This window comes from Pseudomonas fluorescens (genome assembly GCF_001648775.1).
In the GTDB taxonomy this organism is placed as follows: domain Bacteria; phylum Pseudomonadota; class Gammaproteobacteria; order Pseudomonadales; family Pseudomonadaceae; genus Aquipseudomonas; species Aquipseudomonas fluorescens_M.
Window position 1 is genome coordinate 109017 of record NZ_LVEJ01000010.1, and the last position, 23373, is coordinate 132389.

General features: G+C 56.1%; 23 protein-coding genes and 1 pseudogene. 7 read left to right on the plus strand and 17 right to left on the minus strand.

The annotated features are described in order from the left end of the window. Positions 1-103 precede the first annotated feature (103 nt). Together A8O26_RS10715 and A8O26_RS10720 are read right to left on the minus strand one after the other, a co-directional pair. Positions 104-3202, minus strand: coding sequence for an efflux RND transporter permease subunit (locus A8O26_RS10715; RefSeq protein ID WP_064117959.1), 3099 nt, complete (start codon positions 3200-3202; stop codon positions 104-106). A gap of 15 nt (positions 3203-3217) precedes the next feature. Further along, a complete protein-coding gene (locus tag A8O26_RS10720; RefSeq protein ID WP_064117960.1) occupies positions 3218-4375 on the minus strand; it encodes an efflux RND transporter periplasmic adaptor subunit in 1158 nt (385 codons plus the stop codon). A gap of 275 nt (positions 4376-4650) precedes the next feature. Between A8O26_RS10720 and A8O26_RS10725 the strand changes: the two genes are divergently transcribed. The 3 genes from A8O26_RS10725 to A8O26_RS10735 all read left to right on the plus strand — a co-directional run bounded on the left by A8O26_RS10725 (position 4651) and on the right by A8O26_RS10735 (position 7003). After that, a complete protein-coding gene (locus A8O26_RS10725) occupies positions 4651-5352 on the plus strand; it encodes a response regulator transcription factor (protein ID WP_007912171.1) in 702 nt (233 codons plus the stop codon). Between the two features lie 4 nt (positions 5353-5356). Then, a complete protein-coding gene (locus A8O26_RS10730; protein WP_064117961.1) occupies positions 5357-6658 on the plus strand; it encodes an ATP-binding protein in 1302 nt (433 codons plus the stop codon). A gap of 141 nt (positions 6659-6799) precedes the next feature. After that, the gene (locus A8O26_RS10735) at positions 6800-7003 is read left to right on the plus strand and encodes a hypothetical protein (protein ID WP_064117962.1); all 204 of its coding nucleotides are present in this window, start codon (positions 6800-6802) and stop codon (positions 7001-7003) included. A gap of 77 nt (positions 7004-7080) precedes the next feature. On the opposite strand, the gene A8O26_RS10740 is transcribed toward A8O26_RS10735, so the two are convergent. The 4 genes from A8O26_RS10740 to A8O26_RS10755 are packed head-to-tail and all read right to left on the minus strand — an operon-like array spanning position 7081 to position 9515. Then, complete coding sequence (locus tag A8O26_RS10740; protein WP_064117963.1) at positions 7081-7845, minus strand: anti-sigma factor family protein; 765 nt, start codon at positions 7843-7845, stop codon at positions 7081-7083. Then, positions 7845-8369 carry an RNA polymerase sigma factor gene (locus tag A8O26_RS10745; protein WP_081265175.1) on the minus strand — a complete coding sequence of 175 codons (525 nt, stop codon included), beginning with the start codon at positions 8367-8369 and terminating at the stop codon, positions 7845-7847. The genes A8O26_RS10740 and A8O26_RS10745 overlap by 1 nt, the downstream gene beginning before the upstream one ends. A 22-nt stretch (positions 8370-8391) precedes the next feature. Continuing rightward, positions 8392-8925, minus strand: coding sequence for a tetratricopeptide repeat protein (locus A8O26_RS10750; RefSeq protein ID WP_064117964.1), 534 nt, complete (start codon positions 8923-8925; stop codon positions 8392-8394). Positions 8926-8954: 29 nt separating this feature from the next. After that, positions 8955-9515 carry a cytochrome b gene (locus A8O26_RS10755; protein ID WP_064117965.1) on the minus strand — a complete coding sequence of 187 codons (561 nt, stop codon included), beginning with the start codon at positions 9513-9515 and terminating at the stop codon, positions 8955-8957. 152 nt (positions 9516-9667) lie between these two features. On the opposite strand from A8O26_RS10755, the gene A8O26_RS10760 reads away from it, so the two are divergent. Beyond that, positions 9668-10441 (plus strand): class I SAM-dependent methyltransferase, encoded by a 774-nt coding sequence (locus A8O26_RS10760; protein ID WP_064117966.1) that lies wholly within the window; start codon positions 9668-9670, stop codon positions 10439-10441. Positions 10442-10484: 43 nt separating this feature from the next. Here A8O26_RS10760 and A8O26_RS10765 read toward each other — a convergent pair whose 3' ends face one another. Together A8O26_RS10765 and A8O26_RS10770 are read right to left on the minus strand one after the other, a co-directional pair. Next, positions 10485-10964 (minus strand): hypothetical protein, encoded by a 480-nt coding sequence (locus A8O26_RS10765; protein WP_064117967.1) that lies wholly within the window; start codon positions 10962-10964, stop codon positions 10485-10487. 218 nt (positions 10965-11182) lie between these two features. Further along, positions 11183-11518, minus strand: a complete 336-nt coding sequence (locus A8O26_RS10770) for a DUF2834 domain-containing protein (RefSeq protein WP_064117968.1) — start codon at positions 11516-11518, stop codon at positions 11183-11185. A gap of 249 nt (positions 11519-11767) precedes the next feature. Between A8O26_RS10770 and ilvA the strand changes: the two are divergent. Further along, a pseudogene (ilvA, locus tag A8O26_RS10775) lies at positions 11768-12757 on the plus strand (threonine ammonia-lyase, biosynthetic); the annotation flags it as partial. 30 nt (positions 12758-12787) lie between these two features. Here the strand turns inward: ilvA and A8O26_RS10780 are convergent. Beyond that, entirely contained in the window at positions 12788-13093 is a 306-nt protein-coding gene (locus A8O26_RS10780) for an NIPSNAP family protein (RefSeq protein WP_064117969.1), read from the minus strand. A 21-nt stretch (positions 13094-13114) separates the two neighbouring features. Continuing rightward, positions 13115-13600, minus strand: coding sequence for a serine protease inhibitor ecotin (gene eco / locus A8O26_RS10785; protein ID WP_064117970.1), 486 nt, complete (start codon positions 13598-13600; stop codon positions 13115-13117). 366 nt (positions 13601-13966) lie between these two features. Here eco and A8O26_RS10790 point away from each other — a divergent pair, with 366 nt between their 5' ends. Beyond that, complete coding sequence (locus A8O26_RS10790; protein ID WP_064117971.1) at positions 13967-14236, plus strand: DUF1652 domain-containing protein; 270 nt, start codon at positions 13967-13969, stop codon at positions 14234-14236. Here A8O26_RS10790 and A8O26_RS10795 read toward each other — a convergent pair. Together A8O26_RS10795 and A8O26_RS10800 are read right to left on the minus strand one after the other, a co-directional pair. Further along, the gene (locus A8O26_RS10795; protein WP_064117972.1) at positions 14233-14631 is read right to left on the minus strand and encodes a hypothetical protein; all 399 of its coding nucleotides are present in this window, start codon (positions 14629-14631) and stop codon (positions 14233-14235) included. The genes A8O26_RS10790 and A8O26_RS10795 overlap by 4 nt on opposite strands. Before the next feature lie 89 nt (positions 14632-14720). Continuing rightward, positions 14721-14990, minus strand: coding sequence for a DUF2790 domain-containing protein (locus tag A8O26_RS10800; RefSeq protein ID WP_064117973.1), 270 nt, complete (start codon positions 14988-14990; stop codon positions 14721-14723). Positions 14991-15486: 496 nt separating this feature from the next. On the opposite strand from A8O26_RS10800, the gene A8O26_RS10805 reads away from it, so the two are divergent. Beyond that, the gene (locus A8O26_RS10805) at positions 15487-15783 is read left to right on the plus strand and encodes a hypothetical protein (RefSeq protein WP_064117974.1); all 297 of its coding nucleotides are present in this window, start codon (positions 15487-15489) and stop codon (positions 15781-15783) included. A 108-nt stretch (positions 15784-15891) separates the two neighbouring features. On the opposite strand, the gene A8O26_RS10810 is transcribed toward A8O26_RS10805, so the two are convergent. The 5 genes from A8O26_RS10810 to A8O26_RS10830 all read right to left on the minus strand — a co-directional run bounded on the left by A8O26_RS10810 (position 15892) and on the right by A8O26_RS10830 (position 23367). Further along, on the minus strand, positions 15892-16920 hold the full coding sequence (locus tag A8O26_RS10810) for a tetratricopeptide repeat protein (RefSeq protein ID WP_216637706.1): 1029 nt from the start codon (positions 16918-16920) through the stop codon (positions 15892-15894). A 138-nt stretch (positions 16921-17058) separates the two neighbouring features. Then, entirely contained in the window at positions 17059-17838 is a 780-nt protein-coding gene (locus A8O26_RS10815; RefSeq protein WP_253756810.1) for a tetratricopeptide repeat protein, read from the minus strand. 5 nt (positions 17839-17843) lie between these two features. Beyond that, on the minus strand, positions 17844-18776 hold the full coding sequence (locus A8O26_RS10820) for a tetratricopeptide repeat protein (RefSeq protein ID WP_064117976.1): 933 nt from the start codon (positions 18774-18776) through the stop codon (positions 17844-17846). A 32-nt stretch (positions 18777-18808) separates the two neighbouring features. Continuing rightward, positions 18809-19798 (minus strand): tetratricopeptide repeat protein, encoded by a 990-nt coding sequence (locus A8O26_RS10825; RefSeq protein ID WP_064117977.1) that lies wholly within the window; start codon positions 19796-19798, stop codon positions 18809-18811. Positions 19799-19800: 2 nt separating this feature from the next. After that, positions 19801-23367: a LysM peptidoglycan-binding domain-containing protein gene (locus tag A8O26_RS10830; protein ID WP_064117978.1), complete on the minus strand. Its 3567-nt coding sequence runs from the start codon at positions 23365-23367 to the stop codon at positions 19801-19803. Positions 23368-23373 lie beyond the last annotated feature (6 nt).

The following is a 23373-nucleotide window of genomic DNA, read 5'->3' on the forward strand; positions in this document are numbered from 1 at the left end:
GATCCCTGTGGGAGCGAGCTTGCTCGCGAAGGCGTCGGTACATTCAACATAAATGTTGGCAGACCGGACGCTTTCGCGAGCAGGCTCGCTCCCACAGTTTGGATCAGTGGGGCTTGGTGAAGCGTTGTACGAGCTTCATGACAACGACGAAGAACACCGGGACGAAGATCACCGCTAACGTTGCGGTGATCATCCCACCGATCACGCCGGTGCCGATGGCCTGTTGGCTGGCCGAGCTGGCACCCGTGGCGATGGCCAACGGCACCACGCCGAGAATGAACGCCAGCGAGGTCATCACGATGGGCCGCAGACGCAAGCGCGCCGCCTGCAATGTCGCATCGATCAGGTCATGACCTTCGTCATACAGGCTCTTGGCGAACTCGATGATCAGGATCGCGTTTTTCGCTGACAGACCGATGATGGTGATCAGCCCGACTTTGAAGAACACATCGTTGGGCATCCCGCGCAACGTTACGGCCAATACCGCACCGAGCACGCCCAGCGGCACCACCAGCAACACCGAGGTCGGGATCGACCAACTCTCATACAGCGCTGCCAGACACAGGAACACGATTAGCAATGACAGGCCCAACAGAATCGGCGCCTGACTACCGGACAAACGCTCCTGCAACGACAGCCCCGTCCATTCCTGGCCCAGGCCTTTAGGGCCTTGCGCGACCAGTCTTTCGATTTCCGCCATGGCCTCACCGGTACTGTGACCGGGGGCCGGTTCGCCGGAAATCGCAATGGCCGGGTAGCCGTTGTATCGGGTCAGCTGCGCCGGGCCTTGCGTCCATTTCGCTTGCACGAAGGCCGACAGCGGAACCATTTTGCCGTCGTTGTTGCGCACGTGCATTTTCAGCAGGTCGTCGACCTGGCTGCGGCTGTCTCCTTCAGCCTGGACCACCACCCGTTGCATCCGGCCCTGATTGGGGAAGTCGTTGACATAGGAGGAGCCCACGGCCGTCGATAGCACGTTACCGATTTCGGCAAACGATACGCCCAGCGCGTTGGCCTGGCGGCGATCCACTTCCAGCTGCACTTGCGGCGCTTCGGCCAGCGCGCTTTCGCGCACGTTCATCAGCACCGGGCTTTTCTCGGCAGCGGCAAGCAATTCGGTGCGCGCCTGCATCAAGATCGCATGGCCGAGGCCACCACGGTCCTGCAAACGGAACTCGAAACCGCTCGACGTGCCGAGGCCATCCACGGGCGGTGGCAGTACCGAGAATGCCACGGCGTCCTTGATCTGACTCAGCGCGATATTGGCGCGATCGGCGATCGAGCTGGCGGAGTCGTCGCTGCTGCGCTGTGACCAATCCTTCAGTGTCGAAAACGCCAACGCTGCGTTCTGCCCGCTGCCGGAGAAACTGAAACCGAGAATCACCACACTGTCACTGATTCCCGGCTCGCCGGCGTTATGCGCCTCAAGCTGTTCGGCCACTGCTACGGTGCGATTCTTGGTGGCGCCAGGTGGCAGTTGAATATCCGTGATGGTGTAGCCCTGATCTTCCACCGGCAGGAACGAGGAGGGCAGACGCGCGAAGCACAGGCCCAGTCCCACCAACAGCACAACATAGATCAGCAGGTAACGCCCGGTACGCTTCAGCGCATAACCGACCCAACCCTGATAACGATCGGTCAGGCGTTCAAAGCGGCGGTTGAACCAGCCGAAGAACCCGGACTTCTCGTGATGCTCGCCCTTGGTAATCGGCTTGAGCAGTGTCGCGCACAGTGCCGGCGTGAGGGTCAGCGCGAGGAACGCCGAGAACAGAATCGACGTCGCCATCGACAGCGAGAACTGCTGGTAAATCACCCCGACCGAACCCTGCATGAACGCCATCGGAATGAACACCGCCACCAGCACCAGGGTGATGCCGATAATCGCGCCGGTAATCTGCGTCATTGCCTTGCGCGTGGCTTCCTTGGGCGACAGGCCCTCGGTGGCCATGATCCGTTCGACGTTCTCCACCACCACGATGGCGTCATCCACCAGAATGCCGATGGCCAGCACCATGCCGAACATCGTCAGCACGTTGATCGAAAAACCCAGCGCCAGCATGGTCGCAAATGTACCCATCAACGCCACTGGCACCACCAGCGTCGGGATCAGCGTGTAACGCACGTTCTGCAGGAACAGGAACATCACCGCGAACACCAGCAACATCGCTTCGCCCAAGGTGTAAACCACTTTGGTGATCGAGACTTTGACGAACGGCGAAGTGTCGTACGGGATCTTGTATTCGACGCCGGCCGGGAAGTAGCGCGCCAGCTCGTCCATCTTCGCCCGCACCAGGGTCGCGGTGTTGAGGGCGTTGGCCCCCGGCGACAACTGCACGCCGACGGCGGTGGACGGTTTGCCGTTGAGACGTGTGCCGAACTGATATTCCTGGCTACCGATTTCGACCCGCGCGACGTCACCGATACGCACAGTGGAGCCGTCGCGATTGGCCTTGAGCACAATGTCGGCGAACTCTTGCGGCGTCGACAACTGGCCTTTGACCAGAATGGTCGCGGTGATTTCCTGGCTCGACGGATTCGGCAGATCACCAATGCTGCCGGCGGACACCTGGGCGTTCTGCGCGACGATGGCGGCGTTGACATCGGCCGGCGTCAGGTTGAAGGCGATCAGCTTTTGCGGATCGATCCAGATGCGCATGGCCCGTTCGGCACCATACAACTGCGCCTTGCCGACACCGTCCAGACGCTTGATCTCGTTCATCACGTTGCGCGCCAGATAATCACTGAGCGCGACGTCATCGAGTTTGCCGTCGCTGGAAGTCAGGGTGATCAGCAACAGGAAGCCGGACGAAACCTTTTCGACCTGCAAGCCTTGCTGATTGACCGCTTGCGGTAGGCGCGATTCAACAACCTTGAGGCGGTTTTGCACGTCGACCTGCGCCAGTTCCGGGTTGGTGCCCGGCTGGAACGTGGCTTTGATCGTCGCGCTGCCGAGGCTGCTCTGCGATTCAAAATACAGCAGGTGATCGGCGCCGTTGAGCTCTTCCTCGATCAGGCTGACGACGCTCTCATCGACGGTCTGCGCCGAGGCACCGGGGTACACGGCGTAGATTTCAATCTGCGGCGGGGCGACGTCGGGGTACTGCGCCACCGGTAATTGCGGGATGGCCAGCGCACCGGCCAACAGGATGAACAATGCGACTACCCAGGCAAACACCGGGCGGTCGATAAAGAACTGCGGCATAGAAAAGCGTCCTGCTTACTGACCAGAGGTCTGGGCAAGTGGAAGAGGGGTGTCGTCGATCTGCACTTTCTCGCCGGGACGGGCGTGTTGCAGGCCTTCGATGACAATGCGGTCGCCCGGTTTGAGGCCGCCAGTGACGATCCAGCGATCGTTCTGCACCGTGCCCAGTTGCACCGGTTGCTGGGCCACGCGCATTTGCTCGTCAACGGTCAGCACTTGCGCGATACCGGCGCTGTCACGCTGCACCGCACGTTGCGGCACGGTGATGCCGTTCTGGATCGTTGCCTGCTCCAGACGCACGCGGATGAAACTGCCCGGCAGCAAGTCGAGGTCCGGGTTAGGGAATTCACTGCGCAGAATGATCTGCCCGGTGCCCGGATCGACAGTGATGTCGGCGAACAACAGTTTGCCCGGCAATGGATAGAGGCTGCCGTCGTCCTGAATCAAGGTCGCTTTGACTTGATCCTGGCCGACCTGCTGCAGTTGCCCGGAACGGAACGCGCGGCGCAACTCATTGAGCTCACGGGTCGACTGGGTAACGTCGGCATGAATCGGGTTGAGCTGCTGAATCAGGGCCAGTGGCGTGGTTTCGTTCTGGCCGACCAGCGCACCTTCAGTGACCAGCGCGCGGCCGACGCGGCCGGAGATTGGTGCAGTGACGGTCGCGTAACCGAGGTTCAGTTTTGCGCGCTCCACCGCCGCCTTGTTGGCGGCGACGTCAGCGGCGGTTTGCCGGGCATTGGCGCGCGCGTTGTCGTAGTCCTGGCCGCTGATGGCCTTGTCGTCGATCAACTGGGCGTAACGCTGCTCCTGCAACTTCGCCTGGAACGCATTGGCCTCGGCCTTGCGCAGCGCGGCTTCGGCGCTGTCGAGGTCAGCCTTGAACGGTGCCGGGTCGATGCGGAACAACACATCGCCCTTTTTCACGTCGCTGCCTTCGCGGAAGGTGCGTTGCAGCACCACACCCGGGACCCTGGCGCGCACTTCGGCAATGCGTGGCGCGGCAATCCGTCCGCTCAGTTCGCTGCTGATCGACAGCGGATGAGTCTGGATGGTCTCGATGCGCACGGTCGCTGGCGGCGCCTGTTCTTCGGCGTTCGAGGATGAATCACAGGCGCTCAGCGTCAGCGCCATTGCGATCAGGCCGAGCCCGGCCAGCAGATGTTTCGACATGTACAACCCCCAATATTGATGCCCGCATCCTACGGACAGACGCCGAGATTAGCGGTGAAGCTTTGTAGGCGCTGTGTGAAATTGTGTAAGGGTTTTACTCAGGGACGGGTGAGGGCGTATATCCTTCAGGCCTTGAATTCTTTTGTGACGGTTACACCGCATTCGCGAGCAGGCTCGCTCCCCCATGGGTTTTGTGAACAGTGCAAAACTATGTGGGAGCGAGCCTGCTCGCGAATGCGGTCTGACATCCACCACAGCAATATCTGGAACACCTAATGCCCAACATCCTCCTGGTCGAAGACGACACCGCCCTCGCCGAACTGATTTCCAGCTACCTGGAGCGCAACGGCTATTCCGTCAGCGTGATCGGCCGTGGCGACCATGTGCGTGAGCGAGCGCGGGTCAATCCGCCGGATCTGGTGATCCTCGACCTGATGCTGCCGGGCCTCGACGGCCTGCAAGTCTGCCGCTTGTTGCGCGCCGACTCGGCGACGCTGCCGATCCTGATGCTGACGGCCCGCGACGACAGCCACGATCAGGTGCTGGGGCTGGAAATGGGCGCCGACGATTACGTCACCAAACCGTGCGAGCCGCGCGTTCTGCTGGCGCGGGTGCGCACCTTGTTGCGCCGCAGCAGCCTCGGTGAACCGCTGACCGCCAATGACCGCATCCTCATGGGCAATCTGTGCATCGACCTGTCCGAGCGCACCGTGACCTGGCGTGATCAACCGGTCGAGCTGTCCAGCGGCGAATACAACTTGCTGGTGGTATTGGCGCGCCACGCCGGCGAAGTGTTGAGCCGCGACCAGATCCTGCAACGTTTGCGCGGCATCGAATTCAACGGCACCGACCGCTCGGTGGACGTGGCGATTTCCAAGCTGCGCCGCAAGTTCGACGACCACGCCGGCGAGGCGCGCAAGATCAAGACTGTGTGGGGCAAGGGCTACTTGTTCAGCCGTTCCGAATGGGAATGCTGAGCTGATGTTTCGCATCCTGTTTCGCCTGTATCTGGTGACGATCGTCTCCTACAGCGCGGCGATCTATCTGGTGCCGGATCTGGTGGTCATGGCGTTCCGGGATCGCTTCGTCACCTACAACCTCGACTATTCGCGCGGTCTGCAATCGCTGATCACCCGCCAGTTTCACGCGGTGCCGCACGATCAATGGCCGGCGCTGGCGGCGTCGATGGACAAGGATTTCCAGCCACTGCACATCGTCTTGGCTCGCATCGATGATGCCGAGTTCAGCACCATCGAGCAGCAGCGCCTGCGCCGCGGTGAAAACGTCGTGCGCATTGGCGATTGGGGCTGGCGCACGCTGGCGGTGACGCCGCTGGATGACACCACTGCGGTGCAAATGGTCGTGCCGCCGGACCCGATGGACGTCAATCTGTTGTACTGGAGCATTAACGTCCTGATCGGCGCGAGCCTGCTGGCCTGTCTGTTGATGTGGCTGCGCCCGCACTGGCGCGATCTGGAACGCCTCAAAGGTACCGCCGAACGCTTCGGTAAAGGCCATTTGAGCGAACGCACGAAAATCGCCCAGAGTTCCAACATCGGCAGCCTCGCCAACGTCTTCGACACCATGGCGGGTGACATCGAAAACCTGCTCAACCAACAACGCGATTTGCTCAACGCCGTGTCCCACGAACTGCGCACGCCGTTGACGCGTCTGGATTTCGGGCTGGCCCTGGCGCTGTCTGATGATTTGCCAACCGCCAGCCGCGAGCGCTTGCAGGGTCTGGTCGCACACATCCGCGAGCTGGATGAACTGGTGCTGGAGCTGCTCTCCTACAGCCGTTTGCAGAATCCCGCGCAGTTGCCGGAGCAGGTCGAGGTGTCGCTGGATGAGTTCATCGACAGCATTCTGGGCAGCGTTGATGAAGAACTCGAGTCGCCGGAAATCGTCATCGACGTGTTGCTGCACGGTCAGCTCGAACGCTTCTCGCTCGATCCGCGCCTGACCGCGCGCGCGATCCAGAACCTGCTGCGCAACGCCATGCGCTATTGCGAAAAGCGCATCCAGATTGGGGTGCAGGTCAATGCCGAGGGCTGTGAGATCTGGGTGGACGATGACGGCATTGGCATTCCCGATGATGAGCGTGAGCGGATTTTCGAACCGTTCTATCGACTCGATCGCAGTAGGGATCGCGCCACCGGTGGGTTCGGCCTTGGCTTGGCCATCAGTCGCCGGGCACTGGAAGCGCAGGGCGGCACGTTGACGGTTGAAGGCTCACCGTTGGGCGGTGCGCGCTTCAGGCTGTGGTTACCAACGCTGACGTAATTCCGATCAGTGGTAGCGATTCCATCTTTTACCTGTCAGGTTTGACAGTATCCATCTCACGTGTCGCCCAGTTAAATGATGCATCGATGCAATGCCTTCGTCACTGCATCGACTAATTCAAAAACTCGTGAGGATAAGGCCATGGATGAAAAAGGAATCAGGAAAAATTCCCCTTATTCAGCCAGGAAGCCTATCAAAGGAACCGTCGCGAGGATTTATAAACTTCTGTGGCTTGCGACTGATAACGTGCAGGTCGTTGTGAATCTGGATGAAGGACGCGGGACAGCAGCAATTTCGGCCCCCAAAGACCAATATTCTGTTGGCGACAGAATCGGTGATGAGTAACCAGAATGCCTTTGAATACACACTGCGCAACGAGTGCAGCCTGACTCCCCGTCAGGCCGCACTTTAAAATGCTCATTTTACTTTGCGGACATGTTGCCATTCGCTAACAGTTCGCCCAGTTTTTCCAGGTCGCTTGCGGGGTTGCGGCCAATCAACATCCACGCGTGCTCACGCTCGGTCCAATACACCACATTCATCTCATGCCGCCGCTCGTGCGCCAACGGCTGACTGCCGCTGTTCGAACGGGTCACGCACAGCGCCAATGGACCGTGCTTTGCGTCCAGATAAACAATCTGCGCGATGGGCACGCCGTCGTACTCAAGCATTTGCGCTCGTTTGAATTCGGCACCCGGCAGCTTCAACGTGGCAGGCGACAGGTTCAGCCCAAGGCGCGCATCGACCGTGCGCAGTTGCGCGCGCTGGGATGCGTCGTCAGTCGGCAGATGATCAAGCGTCTGCGGCACGTACAGCGCCATGTAATCGCCCACCAATCCACGCCAGTTGTTCGATTGCGCGGCATGCCAGCCGAGGAATAACCGGTCGGCCAACACGCCACCGGCCAACAGCGCTGCAGCCGCGCCACCGATGAACCAGCGACGGTTGAAGCCCGGGCGCTGAGGTGAAGGAATGGCATCCAGCCGCGCCTGCAAACGGTCCAGCGGCGCCTGTTGCGCCAGTTCGTCATAGGCGTTCTTGTACGGCAGGTTGCTGCGGCTGAGCCATTGCACGCGCAGGCTGAGCAGCGGGTCTTCGGCAATGGCATGGTCGAGTTGATGGCGATATTCGCCGTCGAGTTCGCCATCGAGGTAGGCGACCAGTTGTTCATCCGAAGGTGTGTTCATCAATGGTCTCCTTCGGTGGATTTCGGCACCGCTTGCAGGGGCGGATATTCGGCAAGTTTCAGGCGGGCGGTGGCCAGACGGCTCATCACCGTGCCGATCGGTACTTGCAGGATTTCGGCAACTTCGCGGTAGGACAAGCCTTCGACATAGGCCAGATACACCGTTTCGCGCTGGGTTTGCGGCAAGGCATCGACGCGGCGAATCACCTGCGCCGCCATCACGTGAGTTTGCGCGACGTATTCACCATCGAACGCCAGTTGGCCATCGGCTTCGACCTGGCCAGTTCCCTGACGCACGCGGCGGGCGCGTACTTCATTGAGCCAGATCGAGTGCAGAATGCTCAGCAACCAGCGATCCATGCGCGTGCCGGCCACGTATTGCGCCGAACGTTCCAACGCGCGCACACACGTCGCCTGGACCAGATCCTCGGCCACATGCCGATTGCGCGACAGCAGCAAACCGTAGCGCCACAGGCGCGCCAGGTGCTGTCCGAGTTCTGCTCTGAAGGCCTGATCGCTGACGATGATGGCGGTCCTTATTAAATGCTCAGGTTTTCGTTGAATCGTTGATGGCTTCGGCCAGGTCCTGATATTCCTCGCACGCCGTGCCGCAAATCGATTTGATCTGCTGCAACTGCTCTTGCGCCAGGTCGACGCGGCCTTTGATCACATAGGCCTCGCCGAGGTATTCGCGCACTTGCGCGTACTGCGGATCGAGTTTTACCGATTGCAGGTAATAGCCGATGCCTTCGTCGGTGCGCCCCAGTTTGCGCGTGGCATAACCGCGATAGTTGAGGGCCTTGGCGGTGTTCGGCTGTTTCAGCGTGTCGAGCAACGCCAGGGCTTCTTCGTAGCGACCGACCTTGGCGAGGCGATAGGCGTAGTCGGTACGGTCAGCGTCCGGCAGCAGGCTGCTGGTTTGCAGCACGCACTTCTGCGTTTTGCTGTCCCAGACCTGGCCTTTCGGGCATTCGGGCTTCTGCACCGGATCTTCTTCATCACCGTTGGCGAGGGCCAACTGGCTGGACATCGCGGCGACCAGCAACAACGGGGCGGCGAACATAACGGAACGGATAGTCATGGGCAAGGCTCCAGTGTGAAAGTGGCACTTCAGTTCGAAACGCGCCCCGGCAACATGCGGCGCAAGGTGTTGTCGCGCAGGCCGTAGTGATGCACCAAGGCAACCACGGCATGCAGAGTCGCCAGAATAATGATGGCCCAGGCCACCTGTTCATGCAGGCCACCGAAGGTCGACTTCATGCTTTTATCGAAGGCGATCAAGGTTGGGACATCGAACAGGCCAAAGAAGTTGAAAGGTTCTGCCTGGGCCCAACGCAGCAGGAAACCCAGCACAATCTGACTCAACAGCAGCGCGTACAAGGCCAGATGCGCGGTTTTTGCCAGAATGTTCATCACCCCCCGATTGGCCGCCGGCAACCGGCGCCCCTTGAACAAGCGCCAGAACACCCGCGCGATCACGATCACCGCCAGCAAAATGCCGAACGAGATGTGCAAGGCCTGCAATTCCTTGCGCAACGGCGTGCCTTTGGGCAGCTGTTCCCAGATTTGTGCGCAGGCAAACAGACCGATCACCAACAGCGCGGTCAGCCAGTGCAGGCTCATGGTCAGACGATCGTAACGGACGGGCAGTTCATCGGTAGCGGGGCGCATGGGTCATCCTCATCGGTAATGTTCAGTTAACACCCAAGGGTGAATTTTTATTCATTGCATTGTCAGTGACTGTTCAGGGCAGGGGTAAATTCAAGCGCTATGCTCGTCAGCGTCTGCCATCGATCCGATGTTTTGCCGTAAGGAGAGTTGCCATGAACGACCACGTCCATCACTCAGCCGCTGCCGGCTATAAAACCGCTGCCGACACTTACGTCAAAGGCCGGCCGGATTATCCGCCGCAGGTGACGGAGTGGCTGAAGGTGACGCTGGGTCTGGATGGGCACAAAACCGTGATTGATCTGGGCGCTGGCACTGGCAAATTCACCGGGCGTCTGGTGGCGACGGGCGCACAGGTGATCGCAGTGGAGCCGGTGCCGCAGATGCTGGAAAAACTCTCCGACGCCTGGCCTCAGGTTCTGGCGGTGAGCGGCACGGCAACCGACCTGCCGTTGCCCGATGCGTCCGTCGACGTGGTGGTCTGTGCGCAGGCGTTTCACTGGTTCGCCAGCGCCGAGGCGCTGACGGAAATTGCTCGAGTGCTCAGACCCGACGGCAAACTGGGCCTGATCTGGAACCTGCGCGACACGCAAGTCAGTTGGGTGCCCAAGCTCGATGCGATCGTCAACGCGCTGGAAGGTGACACGCCGCGCTATTACACCGGTGCCTGGCGCCAGGCATTTCCGCATCCGGCGTTCGGCGCGCTGCAATTGCAGCAGTTTCACAACGGTCATACCGGATCGCCGGAAGACGTGATTTTCAATCGCGTGCGCTCCACCAGTTTCATCGCCGCACTGCCGGAGGCGCAGCGGGCGAAGGTCGATGAACAGATTCGCGCGTTGATTGCCGCAGAGCCGCAACTGCGCGGCAAGGATGTGGTGACGGTGCCGTACGAAACGGCGGCGTATGTTGCGGTGAAGCGGGGGTGATGCAGCCGCGCTGTGAGAGGCATTCGGCTGCCCGGATAGCGCGTTATTCTTTGTCCGGCGTTCCAGACAGTCTAGTTGTCAAACCGCTGAATTTGAACACGCCTTTCTTAACGGCAACTGTCTTCTCTCCAGTCAGGGTTTTACCTACAAACTCAATAGTACCCTCCAGTCGGGGATCGTTGACTGACGGTACAAGCGTTAGAGTCATCTTGCCTGTCGTTGAAAAGTACGATGTCAAATTAGCCAGGTTACCAAACGCATAGCTCGCTCGATAACGACGGTCGTCCTCGCTAAGAATGTGGTCGCCCGTGTCGGCGTTTTCAGGGACGTAGACACTCAGCCATGCATATTGAGGGCGAGGGGATTCAGAGATGACCTGCTCACCAAGGCCTTGCCAATAAGGGCCCGGATCAGGTGAGAACCCTTCGGTCAAACGCACTTTGCCCGCGTTGAACAGCGGGCGCACACCTGCTTCCGTCTCCGCAGTAAATTCCCCGGTAGTGTCTTTCTCGAAATCACTCATCGCCAATGCTCCTGATGTATGAACTCAGTGGGAGGAAGCTCCCGGTGAGGATTCAAGTTACTGCATCAGGTTTCTCCGCATAACTGTCAGAGTTGACAGTTGACATCGAGGTTGATGAGGCATTCTTGATCGAGATACACCTTGCCGTTACAGGCACCATCCCGTGTAGGAGCGAGCCTGCTCGCGAAAGCCATCTGACCGACGCGCAATAATCCGGATCAACTCACCCGAGCCAGATCCGCCGCCTTGCGCCGCTCGCGAACCCCACGCACCACCAGATACAACAACGGCCCAACCGAAACAAAAACCGCCGTCACCAACACATACGGCACCACCGACCAGACCGACTGCCCACGCGACCGCGCATCCTTGAACATCCAGACGCCCGCCAGTGTTGCCAGCAGATACAGATCAATCACCACCTGCGCGGTGTCGGGGCGTGACATCAGGCTGATGCCGAAATCGATCAGCGATTGCTCAGCCTGGAGCATTACCGAAACCGTGTAACCGGCAAAAGCGAGCAAAGCCGTGAGGGGCAGGGCGATCGACATCATGCAATCCTTCCTTGGTGTGATGAGAGAAGCGCCAGACTAACGCCGTCGAGTTAACTTGGCCATTGACTTGCCAGTAGCGCGCAGGCTAATTTCCAGCCCATGACTTCGACTGTATCGCGTTGCCAGCCAATTATTATTACCGCCATTCCTCATTTGGCGGGCTAGCTCACGACTGCAGCACCCAACCCGCCCTAGAGGCGGGTTTTTACTTTCTGTCTCCGGGGTTTTGAAAAATGTCAGGAGACGACCATGCCACACAGCCCCGACCAGCAAGCCCTGCTTGAGCACTATGTAAAAAAGATCCTGGCCGCGCCGGTGTACGACATCGCGGTGCGCACGCCTTTGCAGGCGGCGCCGGCCTTGTCCGACGCGTTGGGCAACCGCATTCTGCTCAAGCGCGAAGACCTGCAACCGACGTTCTCCTTCAAGATCCGTGGCGCCTACAACAAACTGGTGCAACTGAGCGACGAACAGAAAAAACGCGGAGTCATCACTGCCTCGGCCGGCAATCATGCGCAAGGTGTGGCGTTGGCGGCGCGCGAGTTGGGGATTGCCGCGACCATCGTCATGCCGCAGACCACGCCGGAGCTGAAAGTGCTGGGGGTGCGCAGTCGCGGTGCCGAAGCGTTGCTGCATGGCGAGAGCTTTCCGTTCGCGCTGGCCCATGCGCTGCAACTGGCGGAACAGACTGGACGCACCTTCGTGTCTCCGTTCGATGACCCGGAAGTGATTGCCGGGCAGGGCACCGTGGCAATGGAAATCCTTCGTCAGCATCAAGGTGCGCTGGATGCGATCTTTGTGCCGGTGGGCGGTGGCGGGCTGATCGCCGGCATCGCCGCTTACATCAAATATTTGCGCCCGGAAGTGCGGATCATCGGCGTTGAATCCGAACATTCGGCGTGTCTGAAGGCTGCGCTGGAAGCCGATCAACGCGTCGTATTGCCCAATGTAGGTACGTTCGCCGATGGCGTGGCGGTGGCGCAGATTGGCGCATTCGGGTTTGAGGTTTGCCGTTTCTGCGTCGACGAAGTGATCACCGTCAGCAATGACGATCTGTGTACTGCCATCAAGAATATCTACGACGATACCCGCTCGATCACCGAGCCTTCCGGCGCGCTGGCCGTTGCAGGGATCAAGCAATACGTGGCGCGAACCGGAGTGCGCGAGCAGACGTTCGTGGCGATCGACTCGGGCGCCAACATCAACTTCGACAGCCTGCGGCATGTCGCCGAGCGCGCCGCCGTGTGCGGTGTCTCGGCGTGAAGCGGCTTACGGCAGCAAAGGGCGCAGGAAGCTGCGCTCGTAGCTGACGATGAACTTTTTTTCGACCAGATCGGCAACCAGCGCGGTACTTTCCGGGTCCGTCAGCGCGATGTGCCGATAGCTTTCGTAGTCCGCCAGTGACGGAAAACTGAACAGGCAATAGGCGATATTGCTTGCACCTTCGGACGGCAAAAAGTAGCCGTGATGCGTGCCGCCCAGTCGTTCGACGATGCTGAGCCAAGCCTTGGCGTAGGCCTCGAACTCGGTTAACTGGTAAGGATCGATGACATATCTGACGTGGCAGGTAATCAAGCAGGATGCTCCTTGCTCAGGTTATTCCTGAAGCGCTGTACCGACTTTGTCCGAGGCCGACCAGATGCGATAACGCACTTCGACGTCTGACGGCGCATACACCACCACCGGCAATTTGCTGTTGTAACGCAACATGAAGCCGTCGCCGACGACAGGCACGAATGCGCGTTTCTTCTGGCTGCCGGGCGGGCAGGCCATCATCGTGCTCATCGGCCCGATGACTTTTTCCAGGCGGTAGAACGGATAACCCCAGCCTTCGAGATTCTTCTCATCGAGCACGCCGCCCAGGCGCTGGCGATTGCAATCCACCTCGAGGGTTTTGCCGGCAAGGATTTCCACCTGGAAGTTCTCTTCCTGCTCCTGCTTGGGCAAATGAATGACCTGACGGCTGAACCCGGCTTCAGCCTTGGGGTACGGCGCGACGTCTTCGAGCTTGGCCGCGTGGGCGAGAGTGGACAGGCTGGCGATGATCAGCCCGGTGGTCGCGTAAACGCGTAAAGAACCCATGGAAGCCTCCGTGCGGGTGTAGGGTGGTCAATGGGCATTCTTACTGCCATGGGCGCTGAATGCAAACCGGCGTCGACTTGCAAATTGCAGTGCCCCAAGGGCATTTCTTGCATTTTGCAATTGGCAAAATACTGGCCACGTCGCCAAGTGCTTGATTTTGCGAGGGTCAAAACGAGCCGATGAAAGGCACGCTTTATGCGTCCTTTTAGTGCGGCGCACCGGGTTTGGGCGCCTACACTCCAATGGGCATTTCGCAGTACCACCGCTTGTCGCACCATGGAAACAGCGGGGACACACCCGTGCAGGGGCAGCAACGGTCAGCGTGAATACTTGATTGGCATCTCACAGTAAGGAGAGGGTTTCGCCATGTTTCTGTCTGCCTTGGAACTACGCAATATCATTGAAAGCAGTTTCCTGCCGAAACGCTGCCAGTGCACGCTGTCGCCAGACTTGTCGATGACCGTCAAGGTTTTCGGCGATCACCAGACCGATCAGGTCGATCTGTTGGTCAGCGGCATCGACGCCAGCCACCTCAATGGCTGTCGTGAAATCAATGAACTGATCGCCGGGTTGCGCTCGGATCTGAACAAGCAAGCTGTACAACATCACTACAGCCCACGCTCCAGAGCCATCTAACGCACCGTTTCACCCAGTTCGACCGTCACGCGCCGGGCCTGCACAAAACCAAGGCCCAGCGCGAACTCGACCAGCACCGCGAGCAAAATCCCGGGGCCGGCATGGCCGTTCAGCCATTCGGCAAAACCCAGCACCGCCAAACCAAAACAACCGACGATAAACCCGTTGCTCAGCGCATTGCGCCCCAGCGACGGCGGCGCGTTGCGCACCAGATAAAACATCACCCCCAATGCCGCAAACAGTACCGCACTGCGCCGCGCGACAAACCCGGCACCTTCGGAATATTCAATGCTCCAGATCGCCAGCAGGATGTCCGGGACAAAGCCCCAGACCAGCGCCAACACAAAACACAACGAAGAAGTGATGCTCGACAACGTGCGAAACGACAACTGCATGGCCAATCCTTGCGGCAGTGAGGAGGGCCCCGAGCATAACCGCCGAAACTCCCCACGCCTACCGCAAACCCGCAAATCAGACGTTTCTGTCAGTTCTGGAAGTTGCACGCGTCAGATAATTTCCGGTAGCTGATTTCCTCAGGCTTACCGGCGTTATCGATGTACTTCATGTCGGCCGTGACCACCTTGCAGGTTTGCGTTGGCGGCTCGGTCAACGACACCACCTTGGCCACCTGCAGCGGCATGCCGTACTCATAGGGCACGGCTTTGGACGTGGCGGACGTGTCATTGGCCTGGGCCAGCCCGGCGAACGCGGTGCAGGCGAGGGCGGCGCTGAGCAATAAAGGGCGAATGTTCATGAAAGGACTCCCGTGTGGCGGTTCTAGAGTTCGGCGTGATGCACCCGAACCTGCCGCACTGGGCAACAGCCAAAATGGCTGAGGGCGTGCGGTTCAGTAGAGTTTTTGACCACGGCGTTAAGGGATGGTTAACCGAGCTGAACGCCGGCTGTCAGGGAGTGCGGCGGTTTTCTTTGGAAGGTTTGGCGAATTCCTACAAAGGCTGGTGCCTTGTCTGCTTTCGGCGGGTGGAGTGGGGCGGTTATTGTCGGTTGCCGCTGCAAAATCAGTGGTTCGGGTTTGGTCACCTGAGAAAAGTTCGTTGCATATGTGCCATCATTTGCCCCGCGCGGGTCTTCTGGTCCGCGAAGTGCACTGCTGTGGCGGCTGTGTGCAGGACGCCTTCGGGCGAGCTGAGTTTTGAACTGTTCTCGGTTGACCAAGCCTGTACACGGCCGCCTCCCACCGTTTGGTCACGGCTATGGCGGTTACCTTCTAATACAGTTGAGTAATCAAAATGCCAATAATTAAACTGCTACAAAACCGCTATCTCCCCCTCAGCAGCAACGTCACCGAAACCCCGACACTGCTCATCGACACCCAAGCCAACCCGAAAGACATCCTCGAAGCCGCCGTCCAGCGCATCCGCGCCGCCGCCGACCTGCTCGAAACCTTGCATTGCCTGTGTTTCAAACACGCTGACGTGCAGGATATTCCGCACATCACCCATGCGCTTTACCTGCTGACGCAGGATGGCAATGATTTGCTGCAGGTGGCGCAGCAGCAGATGTTGAGTTGGACCGCGCCGGTTTGATGGGCTAGTGAAAACGGCAGGAGTGAACAGCCGAATTTACGCGGGCTGATTCACTTGCTGCCGGTTAATGAAGGCGGGGTGTTGTGCGACTAACGCCTCGGGCTACGGTCAATCTCCCAGCTTGTCAGGGAAAAATGAGAGGGGTGGGTGTGTAGCTTTCCACTGTGTTGCGAAAACTTTTGATTGCTCGATTTGCTCGGGTGTCATTTTCTCAGCGATTTTTTCTATCTTCCGGTCAACATAATCTTGAATGCCTCCGGCATCATTCAAGTCTTTCATTAGATAGAACATCGCATAGCCTTCGACTAGATTCAGTGGGTAGCCAATTTTATCTGGCGTATGCGAAATGTAAGCACCATAGTTGCTCATAGCATCTTGCTCGCCAGTTTCAGCTGCAATTTTTAGCCAATGATGGACAGCCTGCATGTCGCCGTCCCTGTAAAGAATTTCCAGATAGTTATTCATCGCTTTAGGGTATCCACCCTCTGACGAAAGCCTTAACCAATTTCGGACCGATTCGTCGCGTTTCCCAGGGATAAAAAAGAATCCCTTCCCCTGCCGCTCACTCACCGCCATCCAATACTGCGCAAGTGGGTAACCAGCGTTTGCTGACTTTTCAAGCCATTCGTCATTCAAAGTTATTTCATACATCAAGAATAGAGACTCAGCGTCACCGCTGTTCGCTTTTGCCAACGCTAGTTCTTTGGCATACGCAAACCACTGAGCAGGACTTTTGGAACTGGCAGGGCAGTTATCCATTATCTTGCACAGATCCGAATTTTTACGGCCTAGCTGGATCATCGCGTATATGGAGCCATTCATCGCAGCCGTTTCATACCAGTGCTGTGCTTCGGGCGTCATGTATCGGTTGCGCTTTCTTAGCGCTTCGCCTAGGTAGTATTGCGATTCCACGTTTCCAGCTTGCGCTTCTTTTTCTAATACAGGAAAGGCTGCATCAAGCTTTAACTGGTTGTATAAAGTAATACCTGCAGATACTTCGTGCGCTGGCAGCGACGCAAAAGTAGGCGTGGCACTTGTTAATAGTGTCGCGATAATAAAATATCTAAATAGCCTCACTGGCGTTAAAGTCCTAACTTGTCGGGAAAAAATGAGAGTGGTGGGTGAGTGGTTTTCCACTCTTTAGCTATTCTTTCTGAATCTTCAATCTGTGCTGGTGTCATTTTTTCGCGAATTTCTTCACCTTTTCGCTCAACATATCTTCCGATTCCGCCAGCATCACCTAGATCTTTAAGCAATGTAAAAAGCGCATAACCTTTAACTAGATCTTAGGGGGTAATCCAGTTTGTCCGGAGTGTGGGAAATATAGGCGCCATAGCTGCTTACTGCCAATTGGTAACCACTGCGGGCTGCTAACTCAAGCCACTGGCGAATACTTGCTGTGTCGCCTTCTCTATGTAAAATTTCCAGGTAATCCATCATTGCTTTTGGATATCCGCCTTCCGACGAAAGCAAAAGCCATTTTTTTACAGATGCATCACGTTTTCCTGGAATCAAGAAGAAACCTTCGCCCTGACGTTCGCTGACCGCCATCCAGTACTGCGCGAGCGAGTATCCCGCGTTTGCGGATTTCTCTAACCACTCACGATTCAGAGTGATTTCATACATTAGATACAAGGATTCGGGATCGCCTTCCTGCGCCTTTGGTAGAACTAATCCTTTAGCTTGTGCAAACCATTCCGCTTGGGTTTTCTTGAATGGAGGGCAGTTGCCAATCTTCTGACAAAAGTCATTTTTGTGTCGGCCCAGTTGAATCATTGCGTAGATATTGTCTTTTTCTGCTGCCTTTTCATACCAATATTGCGCTTCAGGTGCCATGTAGCGACTTTTTTTTCGAATGATTTCTGCTAAGTAATATTGAGAATCGGAGTTCCCATCGTTGCTTTCAATTTGGAGTTGTTGAGTCGCTGCGTTTATTCTAAGTTGATTGTATAAGACCAATCCCGAAGCTCTTTCAGGGACACTGTCTGCCGCCAGGCTTGGCTCTGCCCAAGAAAAAAGAGCAATTAATAACGGCCAAGTCAAGAATTTGGTCATTCTGGTTATCTGCCTAGCTTTTCGGGGAAGAAGGAGAGGGGCGGGTGAGTGGCTTTCCATTCCTCAGCGACAGCTTTTGAGTTCTCTATCTGTTCAGGCGTCATTTTGCTCCCAATTTCTTCGAGAGTATCTTGAACGAAATCTTGAATCGCGCCTCCACCATCCAGCTCTTTCAGCAGGCTAATCAGTGCATAACCTTTAACAAGGTCTAGGGTATAACCAACTTGGTCAGGCGCATGGGCAATGTAAGAGCCATAACTGCTAATTGCTTTTTGATCGCCCGTTTCAGCTGCTGCCTGAAGCCAATGGCGCACCCCTTCAAGATCGCCTTTCTTATACAGGATCTCAATGTATTCCATCATTGCTTTTGGGTTGCCGCCTTCAGAGGCAGCTTTCAGCCATTTGCTGATGGCCTCATCACGTTTTCCAGGTATAAGAAAAAATCCCTCACCTTGTCGATCACCGACGGCCATCCAATATTGCGCGAGCGCATAACCTGCGTTTGCAGATTTTTCCAACCAAGTACGATCGAAAGTTATTTCATACATTAAATACGAAGACTCAGGGGTGTCTGTGCTTGATGCCATTTTTTTAGCCTGAATCAACCAATCAGCGCTTGATTTTTTACTCGCGGGACAATTGGTCATTTTTCTGCAGAGGTCATCGTTTTGGCGGCCTAGCTGAATCATGGCAAATACAGAACCATTATTCGCAGCGGTTTCGTACCATTGCTGCGCTTCAGCAGTCATGTACCGGCTTCGCTTTCGAAGTGCCTCGGCAAAGTAATACTGTGAATTCACATTTCCCGAGTCGGCCTCTTTTTTTAGTTCGCGAATCGCCAGGTCTAATTTTAGCTGGTTGTATAACACCACTCCCAGGGTTGATTCATTTGTTCGCGAATCTGCTGAGCTGTTTGCAGAAAGAGCGGCGATCAGCATTGCTAAAATAATTCTAAATACTCGCACTGCTATTAATAACCTAGCTTGTCAGGGTAAAACGAGAGAGGCGGGTGGTTGGCCTTCCACGTTTTTGCGAGCTCTTTTGCTTTTTCTATTTGCTCTTTTGACATGTTTTTTTCTATGTCGGGTAATGTGCCATTGACGTCTCGTACTACATTGCCTCCACCATTAAGTTCCAGCAGGTTTGAAAGTAAAGCATATGATTTTATTGGGTCGAATGCGAAACCGTATTTTGAGTTTTCTTCGCCTATGTAGGATGCATATCCAAATACACCTTCTACGTAGCTCGAGTCAGCTGCTTTTTCGTTCCAGTTTCTGAACGAGGCTAAATCATTTTTTTCGATCATGATGGCGGCTAACCCCATCATTGCAAGTGGATAACCATTTTCAGCAGACGCCTTCATCCATCGTTCGATAGCTTGGTTGCGTCTCGAGGGAAGTAAAAATGAACCACTTCCTTCTTGGTACTTCGTCGCCAGACGGAACTGCGCAAATGCGAATCCGTTCTCTGCTGACTTCTCCAACCAGTCATCATTGCCTGTCATTTCATATAACAGGTACATTGATTCGCTATCTCCCTGCGTTGCGCGTTGAATTGCAAGGCTTTTAGCTTTAATTACCCAACTGCTAGGAGAGTCTTCACCTGGTGGACAGTTTTTCATAGTTGAACACAAGTCGTCTTCAATTCTCCCAAGGCGAATCATAGAGTAGATGTTCCCCTTTTTTGCGGAGCCTTCGTATGCTTTTTTAGCTTCCGGAGTCATGAAGCGGTTATTTTTTCTTAATGCTTCACCCAGATAATAAAGTGCTTCGTCATCACCGCCTTCGGCTGCTATTTTTAGTGGTTCGATTGCAGAAATAGCTTTGTATTGATTGTAAAGCTCTATACCTTTTTTCTTTGCCTCAAGTTGTTGTGAGGTAAGCTCCGCGTGCGCGCTTACACACATTAAAAGAAAAACTGCAAAAAAAGGTATTCGGATTAAGCTTGACTTTATTTTCAATTTTATGCGCTCGCAGGGGGCAAGTATTTTACGGATGTTCTCGGTATATAACTGTTTTCGCCCATTACAATTTTACAAGTTCCATCAATACGCTGGCCTAATATTTTTGAATTTTCCTTGTAGCGTGTTCTTGCTTTATTTCCCCTTGGGTCGGTAAAGCTGAGCACCGGATCACCCATGAAAGTATCGAGTAAATGACGGTTTTCACAATATTTTTGACCGATATCAACTGGTTCAGTGCCAAACTTATTCATGCTTGCGCAAGCTAGTTCGAATTGTTTTTGAGCTTCTTCCAGTTTGTCCTTTTCTTTTGCATTGGTGACTATGTGGTCGATAATTATCCCAATTGCTATCTGCTGAGTTAGATGTGCTTTTTCTTTTGGATAGGTTTGTTTGCTAAAAGTTGGCGACGTGTCGCTTTCTTTTGTATTGGCGGCAATTGAGAACTCTTCGGGGGTGGAGGTAAGAGTCATTAAAATGGGGCCGAGTGCTGCCGGAGTGGCTTCCACAACCCATGCTTTTAGTTCATCTGGATTCTGGTACTCAACAATAGCATGAGCGATTGGGCCGCCTTTTCCTCCGCTGGTCATTGCGTCATATAAGTCCATGACTAAACTCCAACCCATAAGATAAGACATTTCCACACTAAGCCCAGCTGCTCCTAATGCGTTCAGCGCGGATGCGAACTTACCTGCTTCAGGGTCCATCCACTCTACCTTTCTGCCTTTCGCTTTGTGCAGTTCCTTGCGGTACAAGTTGATGAGGTCAACTACTGCCTCATAACCAACTTCGAATTTAAAGCTACCGTTAGCACCAGGACCCAGCACTACCGCCGCTTTCAAGTTCAAAATAAACCGCCCCTTATCCAGAGACACCTGCGCCGTTCCCTGAAAGCCCGCACCTAACGCGACTCCAACGGAGCCGCTCAGCTTGGCCATTGTCAGCCATGGATTCGCGCTTTTCGCGTCTTTAGCGCTGCCAACGCCCATCGTTGGCGCGGTGCGCAGGGCGACGAGTTCTTTAGGCGGTGCCCAGTTCATTACTCCGGTGAGTTCAATCGCGGCTTGCAAGCCTCCAAACACGTTGAAACTGGCTTTTGCGCCGTTTTCGACTTGCACTTTGGCGAAGCGGCCGCCTCGCAGTTGATCTGTGCTTTTGGTATCGGCGTAGGTGCCGGATTTCGACTGGTGCTCAAGATCGGGAGTAGGGCTGTTGTCGCCGCTGTCGGCCTTGGCTTGTTTGGCGGCGGCGTGATCGGCACGTTCTTCTTTTGCAGAGGCATCTTCACGCTGTGCGCGTTTTACCGGGCTCAGTGACGCCCCGTACTTGACGTTGCCGAAGATCGGGCTCAACTCGACGCTGCCGGCTAGCAGCAACGATGCTCCGGCGTAGCCCCATGCCTTCACACCAAAGTGGAAGGAGAAGCGGCCGAAATTCATTTTTTGCGGGCTGCCGTCCAGGAAGTAATCAAGCGTGATCTCTGGAGCACTGGCTTTGGCAGGCATGTCGACTTTCATCAACTGAACTTCGCCACGGGCGAGGTCGAGGCTCAGTCCCATCTCGCCAGATATCTGGAAGCCCTCGGCGGCAGACATTTTGGGGCCTTCGAGCTTTACTTCGCCGTGAATGTTTGGCTGTGGAGGTGTCAGGCAACGGACCAATTGCGCCTGAGGGCTGGCATCAAAAAGTCTTACTTTGCCGCGCACACTTTTCTTGAACACCAGTTGCTGAAGGTGTTCGCCCCAGTTGGTCAGGGTCGCGTCGTCTTCGAGTTCAGTGACCTCATAGCCTTGCTTTTTCAAGTAAGCATAAAAGTCTTTGGCTTTGAACCAGCCTTTTCCATCGAAACAGTCTCCGACCTGATCGCTGAATTTTATTGCGCCCTGATCTAGAAGCCATTGGCGGAACGAGTTGATTTCGCTGTTTTTATCGGAGCCTTCGGTAGCGTCCGCGGGCAAACTTTCAGTTACCTTTTTTATTGAACCGACTGCTTTTTTTGAATCCTCTTTCAGGATCTTTTTTGCGTCTTTCAGGTTCGCCATGCTGAACCAGCCCAGGGGCGTACCCTTGGCATCCGAAAGACTGACTTCACGCAGCGGAAAGCCCGGTTTCACCATGCGGTCGACCGGTTTTGGCTGGAACTCTTCCGGGTCCCAAATCAGATAACGCGCAGGCTTGCTGTTGCTGACATTGCTTTGGGCTTTTGCTTGAAGGTCGTCTTTGGTCTTTTGCAGGCTATCCCATTTGGTACGTTCCACATCAACCAGGCCCGCCGGCGCTTGGGCGTTCTGGCCTGTTGCCTCGATCCAGCGTTTGTATTTCTCTTGAAGCTGCGCTGTAACTTCCGCCTGCTCTTTCTCGGTATCCAGATACAGTTTGAACTGCTCGATGCCGGAAGGAAGGCCGTCACTGATCAGCGCGAATTCTGGAAGTGCAATGCCGTATTCAGACGCTTTGATAATGGATTCAGTGTAAGCATGGTAATCAAGCGCATCGGCGTTTTTGTAGAGCGTCAAGACATACCCGACCAGATCGGCGGTGCAGTCATTCATGCCGCTGCAGATGTTTTCGTAGCTTTTTTTCTTTTCCGCCAGGGCTTTCGCAACGTCTTCCAGCGGGACTTGCTTGAAGTCTTTGTTGCCGAGGAGTTTCTTGCGGGCTTCCAGATAGGCTTGCACCCGTGCGCGCGCCTCAATCGCCTCTTTGGAATAAAGCGAGCCACTTTCGTAGGTGTAGCCTTCCAGCTTCGCGGCCGCTACCGCTTCTTTTTTCAGCGCATGCCACTCAGCCCTCCGCTTGTAAAAATCGGCATAGGCTTTGTGGACGTCCTGGTCAGTAGCCAGGTCTGCCGTTAGACGGTCCATGCGCGATTGCGCGGTGTCCTCTTGTGGAGACTGTGCAGGAGCCGCTGCCGGTTTGTTTCCGTTAACTTCGTTTTGCCTCTTTTTGGCGGTGGCGGGATCGATTTCGATCTCATCTCCCATCGCTTCAAATTCTTCCATACGCGTACGCTTCGCGCCCGTGAGGAAGTTGCTCAACTTGGGCTCAAGGAAGTATTCCAGCAAACCCGATTCCTGCAGCCCGTTCAGGCGTGCATCACGTGGTTTGCTGGGGGCAATCATTTTATCCAGCGCGAACATCGATTCTTTGATAGCGGACTTTGCTCGCTCGGGGAGCAGCCAGAATTCTTGCTCTTCGGTGGCGTAAATCGCGCTGGCAAACTTTTTAGAACACGGAGGCGCGTGGGGTTTGAAGGTCTTTGAACTCTGATCTGGGGTGTCCTTGACCGGATCCAGTTCAACCAGGTCCTCAGCGGAGCACTGAGTGGGCGCTTCCGGGGCTGCCTGCGCAGGCGCTTGCGACGCGGCGGGCGGCTGAGCTGCAGGCGCGGCAGGCGCGGCGGTCGCTTGAGCGCTTTTGGGCACGCTCAGGTTCCATCCGACTTTGACGTTATCCGCATTGGTGATGAAGGGGTTGAGCTGGCGAAGTTGCGCCACGGTGCTGTTGTAGCGCGAAGCGATCTGGCCCAGGGTTTCGCCGGGCATGACGGCGTGATTCGTGATTTCCATGGTGAT

What these genes read in the sequence shown, in the direction of transcription:
- A8O26_RS10800 (WP_064117973.1), bottom strand. Translation starts at nt 14,990, where the DNA reads ATGAACATTCGCCCTTTATTGCTCAGCGCCGCCCTCGCCTGCACCGCG.
- A8O26_RS10715 (WP_064117959.1), bottom strand. Translation starts at nt 3,202, where the DNA reads ATGCCGCAGTTCTTTATCGACCGCCCGGTGTTTGCCTGGGTAGTCGCA.
- A8O26_RS10805 (WP_064117974.1), top strand. Translation starts at nt 15,487, where the DNA reads ATGCCAATAATTAAACTGCTACAAAACCGCTATCTCCCCCTCAGCAGC.
- A8O26_RS10790 (WP_064117971.1), top strand. Translation starts at nt 13,967, where the DNA reads ATGTTTCTGTCTGCCTTGGAACTACGCAATATCATTGAAAGCAGTTTC.
- A8O26_RS10720 (WP_064117960.1), bottom strand. Translation starts at nt 4,375, where the DNA reads ATGTCGAAACATCTGCTGGCCGGGCTCGGCCTGATCGCAATGGCGCTG.
- A8O26_RS10755 (WP_064117965.1), bottom strand. Translation starts at nt 9,515, where the DNA reads ATGCGCCCCGCTACCGATGAACTGCCCGTCCGTTACGATCGTCTGACC.
- A8O26_RS10770 (WP_064117968.1), bottom strand. Translation starts at nt 11,518, where the DNA reads ATGATGTCGATCGCCCTGCCCCTCACGGCTTTGCTCGCTTTTGCCGGT.
- A8O26_RS10820 (WP_064117976.1), bottom strand. Translation starts at nt 18,776, where the DNA reads ATGCTGATCGCCGCTCTTTCTGCAAACAGCTCAGCAGATTCGCGAACA.
- eco (WP_064117970.1), bottom strand. Translation starts at nt 13,600, where the DNA reads ATGGGTTCTTTACGCGTTTACGCGACCACCGGGCTGATCATCGCCAGC.
- A8O26_RS10815 (WP_253756810.1), bottom strand. Translation starts at nt 17,838, where the DNA reads ATGACCAAATTCTTGACTTGGCCGTTATTAATTGCTCTTTTTTCTTGG.
- A8O26_RS10740 (WP_064117963.1), bottom strand. Translation starts at nt 7,845, where the DNA reads ATGAACACACCTTCGGATGAACAACTGGTCGCCTACCTCGATGGCGAA.
- A8O26_RS10765 (WP_064117967.1), bottom strand. Translation starts at nt 10,964, where the DNA reads ATGAGTGATTTCGAGAAAGACACTACCGGGGAATTTACTGCGGAGACG.
- A8O26_RS10725 (WP_007912171.1), top strand. Translation starts at nt 4,651, where the DNA reads ATGCCCAACATCCTCCTGGTCGAAGACGACACCGCCCTCGCCGAACTG.
- A8O26_RS10735 (WP_064117962.1), top strand. Translation starts at nt 6,800, where the DNA reads ATGGATGAAAAAGGAATCAGGAAAAATTCCCCTTATTCAGCCAGGAAG.
- A8O26_RS10795 (WP_064117972.1), bottom strand. Translation starts at nt 14,631, where the DNA reads ATGCAGTTGTCGTTTCGCACGTTGTCGAGCATCACTTCTTCGTTGTGT.
- A8O26_RS10830 (WP_064117978.1), bottom strand. Translation starts at nt 23,367, where the DNA reads ATGGAAATCACGAATCACGCCGTCATGCCCGGCGAAACCCTGGGCCAG.
- A8O26_RS10730 (WP_064117961.1), top strand. Translation starts at nt 5,357, where the DNA reads ATGTTTCGCATCCTGTTTCGCCTGTATCTGGTGACGATCGTCTCCTAC.
- A8O26_RS10750 (WP_064117964.1), bottom strand. Translation starts at nt 8,925, where the DNA reads ATGACTATCCGTTCCGTTATGTTCGCCGCCCCGTTGTTGCTGGTCGCC.
- A8O26_RS10760 (WP_064117966.1), top strand. Translation starts at nt 9,668, where the DNA reads ATGAACGACCACGTCCATCACTCAGCCGCTGCCGGCTATAAAACCGCT.